Below are 7,478 nucleotides of genomic sequence, written 5' to 3' on the forward strand. Positions count from 1 at the left end.
CGGTGGTATGCAAACAGCTCGTTGTCGAGCGGCGAGATTCCCGGCGCAGCGGCGAAGCGGGACGGAGCCCCTTGTTCTCACGTCCCTTCTTGACCCCGGCTGGGGGTATGGCACGAGTTGCTTCTTGGGGTCGTGCAGGGGACTTGATGGTGGGGCGGATGACAAATTTGTTCTGGAGAGGGGGCCGGCTGCGGCACACCGAGCGAGCGCTCGGGTTCCTGTTGTGCCTCAGCGCAGGCGCGTTCGCGCTCCTCGTAGCCACGGCTCCTGCGGTGGCGGCGTCGTGGTCCTACCTCGGGATCGCAGTGGCCACCGCGCTGGCGTCCTTCTCAGTCGGCCTCGCCCTCGGACTCTTCTTCGGCCTGCCTTCGCTGGTACCGCGCGTGGCGGGGACGCCCTCCGCCCCCGTCGCCGAGAGCACGTCGCTAGAGCAGATCGCTGATTGGCTGGTGAAGATAGTTGTCGGGATCACCTTGACCCGCTTCGACGTCATCAGTGGACGGCTGGAGAACGCCGCCGCCCAGGTCGCCGCCGCAATGGCCTGCCGACCCGCCGGGGAGCCCTGCAGCGCCCCCGTCGCGGGGACGATCATGGCGTGCTTCGCCGTGCTCGGCTTCCTCATCGCTTATCTTTGGATGCGGCGCTACTTCCTTGGCGAACTCAGGCGCGGACGGGAGGAGGCCGAACGGGAAATCATCGACGACGCCGTCCGTAGCGGCGACTTCCAGACCACACCTGTCTCGACGTCGAGGGCCTCTCTCGACGGACCCGACGCGGCCGCCCTGGCGGCCATCGTTCCCGGCGAACATCCGGACGACCCTTGGAAGGGCCAGTTCGGAGGCGAGTCAGAGGACGCGGAGGTGCGGCTGCGCGGCGAAGTCGAGCCGTTGCAGACGAGGCCGGGTCTTTACGCGCTGGGCATCGAACTTGAAGGCCGGACACGGGAGGCGAGAGACCGCCTAGAAGGAACCGTGGTCACGTTCTTCCTCCACCCCACCTTTAAGCGTTACCGCCGTTCAGTGGTTTTCCGGAAGGGCCGGGCGCGGCTAGAGCTCGTCGCCTATGGCGCATTCACCGTTGGCGCAGCGACGGCAGGCGGTAGCCGCGTTGAGCTGGACCTCGCCGAGCTGCCCGGCGCGCCCGCCGGGTTCGTCGAGGCGTGACGTGACCAACGCGCCGGCGACCCGCCTTGTGAGCCTCCTGGAGGCCATGGACGCCTCAGACGACTACCGGCTGCTGAGGCGTGTGCCGGAGGAACCGCCGATTGAGCCGGACGACGGGTCACCGACTATGAGCGTGGCGGTAGTCGACGTGGAGACTACTGGTCTGGACCCGGACAGCGACCGCATCGTCGAGCTCGCGATCCGCCGGATCCGCATGACCTTGGACGGGCGGCTCGTCGGGCTCGGCGAGCGGCGGTCGTGGCTTGAGGATCCTGGCCGCCCGCTCGACGCGGAGGTGGTGCGTCTGACCGGCCTGACCGATGCCGATCTCGAGGGCCGACGCATCGACGACCGGACGGCTGTGAGCGTCCTAAGGGCCTCCGACCTCGTCGTCGCGCACAACGCCGGTTTCGACCGGCCGTTCGTGGAGCGCCGGCTGCCCCAGGTGGCGGGCGGCGCGTGGGCATGCACCTGCAACGACGTGGATTGGGCTGCGCTCGGCTTCGAGGGTCGCTCTCTCTCGCACCTGATGTTCCAGCTGGGGATGTTCTTCGACGGACACAGGGCTGCCTCGGACGTTGCGGCGCTCATTGCTATGCTGGTCCACCGCCTCCGTGACGGGCGCGCATTGTTCGAAGTCTTGCTGGAGACGGCCCGTCGCGACACCGTGCTTGTTGATGCCGTCGACGCCCCCTTCGAAGCCGCGAGAGTGCTCCGCGCCCGCGGCTATCGGTGGAACCAGCGGGACAGGCGCTGGCGTCGCGAGATCGGGGAGGAGGCGCTTGGCGCGGAGTGCGAGTGGCTTGACCGCAAGGTGTACAGTTCGGGCGGCGCGCCCGCTTACTCCCGCGTCACGTGGCGCGAGCGCCATGCGTAGCGGTTGGCGTCGCGTTCGCAGTGTCGTACAGTCCCCGGATCTCCGGGACGCGCGCGAGGCCGATGTGCGCGGGGTGGGCTTGGCTCTCGGCCTGGCGATGCCGCCCGGGAGGCGGCGGAGCGGCCGTTGCCCGCTCCCGGACCACGTTGACCGCGATCCGTCGTTCTGGATCAGCCCCGATGGGCGCCGCTGGAAGTGCTTCGGCTGCCAGCGCTCCGGCGACGCCCTCGACTTAGTTCGCGCGGCGCGGTCGTGCGACCTGCCCGCGGCGCTGGAGCACTTCAGAGACTGGCGCGGCAGTTCGGCGATCGCGCTGGCTCGGGTGCCGGCCGGACCTGCCGTTTTTGAGTGGCCCGAGCCGGATCCGAATGTCTACGCCCGCCTGCTAGAGCTTTCCCCGCTTTCGGAACGGGGTCGCGACTATCTCGCTTCGCGAGCGATCGCCGCCCGCGTTGTAGAGATGTCGCGCGTAGGCGAGATTGCTGCGGACCGGGGGGCGTTCGATCTCCTGCGGCGCGAGTTCGGTGAGGACAGGCTCGATTCCGCCGGACTGCTCGGTGGAGAGCCCGGCGGACCGCGTCGCCCCCTGTTTCGCGGTCCAGCCCTCCTGTTCCCCTTCCAAGAGGATGGTGTGCCGGTGGCGCTGCAGGCGCGGAGCCTCGGCGGCGCCGACGCGAGGTGGATGGGGCTCAGGGGTCAACGCAAGCGCGCCTATCGCCTGCTCGGCGAGGACCGCATGCGCGGCGTGTGGATCTGCGAGGGCGTGACGGACGCGCTCACCGCCGCTGGCCTCGGGCATGACGCCCTTGGCATGCTTGGGGCGGACGCGGGCCTCGACGATGCCACGCTGGCCCTACTTCGCGGCCGCGACGTTTACGTTGTCGGCGACAATGATGATCGAGGCAGGAGCTTCGCCAGACGCCTGCTACGTCTGCTCAGCACGCATGGGATCGCGGCCGACGAGTTCCGGGTGCCGACACCCTTCAAGGACCTGAACGACTGGAGCATGTGCTTCCGTGGTTGACTTGGCCCGCATCGCGCAGCCTGAGAACCTGATGCGAGCTTGGCTGAAGGTCAGGCGCGCCTACGTTCACATGGACGGCCTTTACGATCAGGGCGAGGTAGCCGTCTTCGACCTGGAACTCGAGTCTAACCTGAGGGACATCGGCTCCCGCCTAGCGGCTGGGGAGTACCGGTGCGATCCACTCCGCTTCCAGCCGCAGCCGAAGAAGCCCGATGCGGACGGCAATCCGCGCATGCGGGAGTCGTTCCTGCCGACGGTCCGCGACGAGGTCGCGTGGATGGCGGTCCTGAATGCCATCGGACCCGGCCTCGACGCGCGCATGCCGGGGTGGAGTTACGGCAACAGGCTTTACCGCACCGTCTGGTTCGACGGCGATAGGGCTCCGGGCTCTTCCCGCGAGTTGCTCATCGGACCGTATCGGCACACGACTGGGCACACCTACCGGCGGTTCAAGCACTCCTGGCCGCTCTTCCGCAGGCACCTCTCCCTCGTCGCGCGCACCGTCGCGCTCCGTCGCCCCCTGCGCGAGGACGAGCAGGAGGATACCGAGAAGGGAGCTTGGCTCATGGGCCAAAGCGGGCATACGCGCTTGCCCTACTTCGACGGCCTCGGGGGCGACGGAGAGGGAACGCGCCTCTACCATGCCACCTTCGACCTTGAAGACTTCTACCCTCGTTTGACGGCGGCGAACGTTATGGCGGGTATGTCGACCTCGCCGGCGCTCGGCGACGGGGTGCTGCGGCTGCTTGAGGGCATGTTGCGGTTCGACGTGAGCCACGACTATGCAGGCGAACTCTTCGTGTTTGCCGATGAGGCGCGGCGAAAGGTGGTCCCGTCCGCCTATGACGGCGTGCCAACGGGCCTCATGGTGGCGGGCTTCCTCGCAAACGTCGCGATGCTCCCGGTCGATCACGACGTCGACAGGAAATTCATCGAAGACCGCGACGTTGCCCACTTCCGCTACGTCGACGATCACGCCCTCCTCTCAAGGGACTTCGCCAGGCTCGTCGACTGGATCGGCTGGTATAGCGACCGGCTGCAGCACCACGGCATCGCGGCCGGCATCGCCGCCGAAAAGTATGAGCCCGAGAATCTGGGTGGCGCGCTGAAGGGCCCCGCTTGGTCGGAAGAGTTCGAGAAGGCGCGCAAGGCATGCGAGATCGACGGCTCCAAGTCGATCACGCTGACAACCCGCACGCTGGCACTCGTCTCAGTGCTGGCCGGCGTCGAACCCGACGTGCTGGCTGATGGCCCCCGCACAACCCACCTCGATCAGCTCAAGTACCTCCTCCTCGCCAACATCCCCGAGGCGGAGATCAGGGGCGACACTCGTGCCTCGTTCGCTGCGGGGAGGATCGCGATGATGACTCCCGGGCACCACAAGGTGTCGCGCGACCTAGTCGAGGCGCTGCGTGTCCGCTCGAGGGGTGACGACACCGGGCTAACGGGGGACAGTGCGGAGGATGACGCCGCGAGGCGAAGGCGGGACGCGGAGCTTGAAGGGCTAAGGAAGTCCGATCGGGAGGCGCGGCAGGCCATGCTCGTCCGCCACTTCGAGTTGCTCGTTGATGCGGTGCGGGCGCACCCGGACAAGCCGAGGCTCTTTCAACGCGCCTTGGAGTATTGCCGTCGCACTGGGCACGACGGACTAGGCGCCCTTGCCAAGCTGCTGTCCGAGGGCGGCTCCACGCCGTGCCACGAGGCGCGCCGGCGGTACATGCGCGCTCTCGGCAATCAGCTGCTCGCGCGCTTGATGGTGGATGCGGCTGGCTCAGTTGGCGACCGAAATATGCTGGATCGCCAGCGGGAGGCTGCGCAACTATTTTTAGCTAACGTCGCCGACTTTGGGCGCGATGGATTCGGCCTGGACGACGCGGCCGAGTTCGCCGCGTCGTCGCGGCGAGCGCTGATCGCGTCCTACGCCGTCGCGGCGGCTAGGCTGGTCCACGCTGGCAGGGCCGCACGTGACCGGTCGCTCGTCGCCATCGCGAGATGCCTGCGCGGACTGGCGCTCGCCTCTTCCAGCGCCAGCGCCAACGGGATCGCCGCCTGGCGGGCGGCCATCGGCGCGACGCCGCTCTCGTGGCTGCACTGGGGGGAGATGGTGTCGGCGTCCGACGACCGGCCCCCGGTGTGGTGGAATGCTGCGCTCGAGCTGGCTGACCTTTCGCAGGCCGCCGACCGCAATGCGGTCCGTCGCCACCCCGGACGTGTCACCCCTGCCATTCTTGAGCGGATCGGACCGGATTTGCGCGACGACGACGGTGGCTGGCTGCTGGACGTGGAGCGGCTCTCGGGCTTGACCGCCGTGCAGGAGGAGGTGCGCTTGCCGGAGGGTTCGCTGGTCGATGGCGGAGTGTCCCTGTATGGGTGGATCGACGCGCTCAGGGGCGCGTCGGTCCATGATCCGCGGCTTACCGAATGGACGGCTCTGACCCTCGTTCGCCGACTGCTTGAGCAGACGATCGACCCGGTCCAGCCGCTGGAGGTCGCAAGGCGGCTGCACCCGGCGAACGTGCGCGTGCCGGATGCTTGGGCCGACCCCGAGCCGGACCTGATCAAACGAACCTGGGAGGGCTGGAAGGCCGTTGCCAGGGATGGCGAGAGGCCGACCCTGCGGTCAGAGCCGGTCCTCGACTACCGCTACTCCGTCGAGGGGGCCTCGGGCACCCGGCTTACGGAGCCCCTGCACGCGATCGGATCGCTGCTCTGGGGGCTGTTCAGGCGAGATTTTGCGCTTCCGTCCCCCTGGAACATACGTGGGCAGGAGCGCGCGGTTCTGCGACGCCTCTACGCCGACCTGGAGTCCCTGCCGATATCGTCGGACAGCGCGCGCTTCCTGCGGGCCTGCCTCACGCCGCGTGGGGTGGAGAATGCCGATCCCGAGGTGCTATCCATGATTGAACAGGTCGCCGACGACACCGAATTCGAGCTCCGGTTCGAGACCCTCGCCGACGTGAGGGACGAACTGGGTCGCATCGTTTCGGTACTTGAGAGTCAGCAGGTAACCGTCATGGACCACCAGCCTCGACAGCTTGTGCCGGTGCGGCTCGCGGAGGCGGCCAAGGCCGCGGTGGAGGAAGATGCCGATGTCGCTGCCTGACCCCGGCGCTTGCGTGGAGTGGCTGCGGGTGGGGCTCGTGCAGACGGGGATGCATCCCTGCGCGTGGCGGAGCGGAGCGAAGATGTCGCGCGAGGAAGAGGAGGCCGCGATTGCGGAGATCAGGACCCTGATGGGCGCCTTTCAGGGGCCCGAGGCTCCCGATATCATCCTGCTTCCCGAACTGGCGGTGCCGCGGGGCTGGGAGCGGGAGCTCCGCCGGCTGGCGGAGCGGCTCGGCGCGGTGATCGTGGCGGGGGTCGACTACGCCGTCGGACCGGCGGGCGTCCGCAACGAGGCCGTCGTGATCGTCCCGTCGGTTTGGCGTGACCGTCGCGTGGGTCGGGGCACAGTCACTCGCCGCATCGCCAAGACCTACGCCGCCGAGGCGGAGCAGCGGGGCCTCAAAGAGGTAGGGCTGCATTTCATTCAGGAGCCGTCCGTTTGGGTGTTCGACGGCGGCAGCTTCGGCAGCTTCGGCGTCGTGCTATGCTACGACTTCCTCGATCTCGAGCGCGCCGCGATGTATCGCAAGCGGATCCAGCATCTATTCGTGCTGAGCTTCAATCGGGACTCGCACTCGTTCAACCACATGGCCGAGGCGCTTGCACGTACAGTCTATACGAACGTCGTGGTCTGCAACTGCGGGCATTTCGGCGGCTCCCTCGCCGTCTCGCCCTTCCGCGAGCCGCCGAGACGCGTGATCTACCGGCACGACGGGCCCTCCCTCTCCACCGTGCAGACCTTCAGCCTTCCCGTCCGCGAGTTGGTCGAGCATCAGGCAACGGGCGGCAAGACGTTTAAGGGCAGGCCGCCGGGCTACACTGACGAGGTCCTGCTTGCCTTACGAAATTCCTCGCTCGAATGAGCGATCAGTGGCGCCAGTCTGCCGCGCGGAGCCCGCGGCCCGGTCATCCCACCGATCCGAGGCCTGATCCTTTCGTCCCGAATGAGCCTTGCCCTTCAGCCATTACGATATGGTCCAAGCAAGAGCTTGGTCGACATGTTCTGACGTGACCCCCGGGTTTCATCCAGCCGGGACCAGAGACCGGCGGTTGTTGTGGCGCGCGAGCGCATCCGAAGCAACGGCCTGGACGCGTCCAGGCCGTTGCTTCTCGATCTCGGAGGCGAAGGCCGCCGGGGTGGCGTAGCCGAGCGCGGAGTGCGGCCGCTCGGTGTTGTAGTCGTCGGCCCATGCCCGGACCACGGCGCGGGCATGCGCGAGGCTGAGGAACAGGGTCTCGTTGAGCAGCTCGTCGCGCATGCGCCCGTTGAAGCTCTCGACATAGCCGTTGGGACTGTCAGGAATTTCGT

General features: G+C 67.7%; 6 protein-coding genes. 5 read left to right on the forward strand and 1 reads right to left on the reverse strand.

The window, feature by feature from the left end:
• The first annotated feature begins 305 nt into the window (after nucleotides 1-305).
• From NS334_RS13540 to NS334_RS13560, 5 genes are read left to right on the forward strand one after another with little or no spacing between them, the layout of a single operon-like run.
• Nucleotides 306-1,163 (forward strand): pYEATS domain-containing protein, encoded by an 858-nt coding sequence (locus NS334_RS13540; RefSeq protein WP_153002748.1) that lies wholly within the window; start codon nucleotides 306-308, stop codon nucleotides 1,161-1,163.
• Between the two features lies 1 nt (nucleotide 1,164).
• Complete coding sequence (locus tag NS334_RS13545) at nucleotides 1,165-2,040, forward strand: 3'-5' exonuclease (protein WP_058756494.1); 876 nt, start codon at nucleotides 1,165-1,167, stop codon at nucleotides 2,038-2,040.
• Nucleotides 2,033-3,064: a CHC2 zinc finger domain-containing protein gene (locus tag NS334_RS13550; protein WP_083500478.1), complete on the forward strand. Its 1,032-nt coding sequence runs from the start codon at nucleotides 2,033-2,035 to the stop codon at nucleotides 3,062-3,064. Before NS334_RS13545 ends, NS334_RS13550 begins: the two co-directional genes overlap by 8 nt.
• A 1-nt stretch (nucleotide 3,065) precedes the next feature.
• Nucleotides 3,066-6,167 carry an RNA-directed DNA polymerase gene (locus tag NS334_RS13555; protein ID WP_153002749.1) on the forward strand — a complete coding sequence of 1,034 codons (3,102 nt, stop codon included), beginning with the start codon at nucleotides 3,066-3,068 and terminating at the stop codon, nucleotides 6,165-6,167.
• Nucleotides 6,154-7,032 carry a hypothetical protein gene (locus NS334_RS13560; RefSeq protein ID WP_058756497.1) on the forward strand — a complete coding sequence of 293 codons (879 nt, stop codon included), beginning with the start codon at nucleotides 6,154-6,156 and terminating at the stop codon, nucleotides 7,030-7,032. Before NS334_RS13555 ends, NS334_RS13560 begins: the two co-directional genes overlap by 14 nt.
• 159 nt (nucleotides 7,033-7,191) lie before the next feature.
• On the opposite strand, the gene NS334_RS13565 is transcribed toward NS334_RS13560, so the two are convergent.
• The coding region (locus NS334_RS13565) for an integrase core domain-containing protein (protein WP_241491952.1) at nucleotides 7,192-7,478 on the reverse strand (287 nt) is incomplete at its 5' end.

It is taken from the genome of Sphingomonas endophytica (assembly GCF_001476895.1).
In the GTDB taxonomy this organism is placed as follows: Bacteria; Pseudomonadota; Alphaproteobacteria; order Sphingomonadales; family Sphingomonadaceae; genus Sphingomonas; species Sphingomonas endophytica_A.

Excerpts from the sequence above, each read along its gene's own strand:
- NS334_RS13550 (WP_083500478.1), top strand. The coding sequence starts at position 2,033 with ATGCGTAGCGGTTGGCGTCGCGTTCGCAGTGTCGTACAGTCCCCGGAT.
- NS334_RS13560 (WP_058756497.1), top strand. The coding sequence starts at position 6,154 with ATGTCGCTGCCTGACCCCGGCGCTTGCGTGGAGTGGCTGCGGGTGGGG.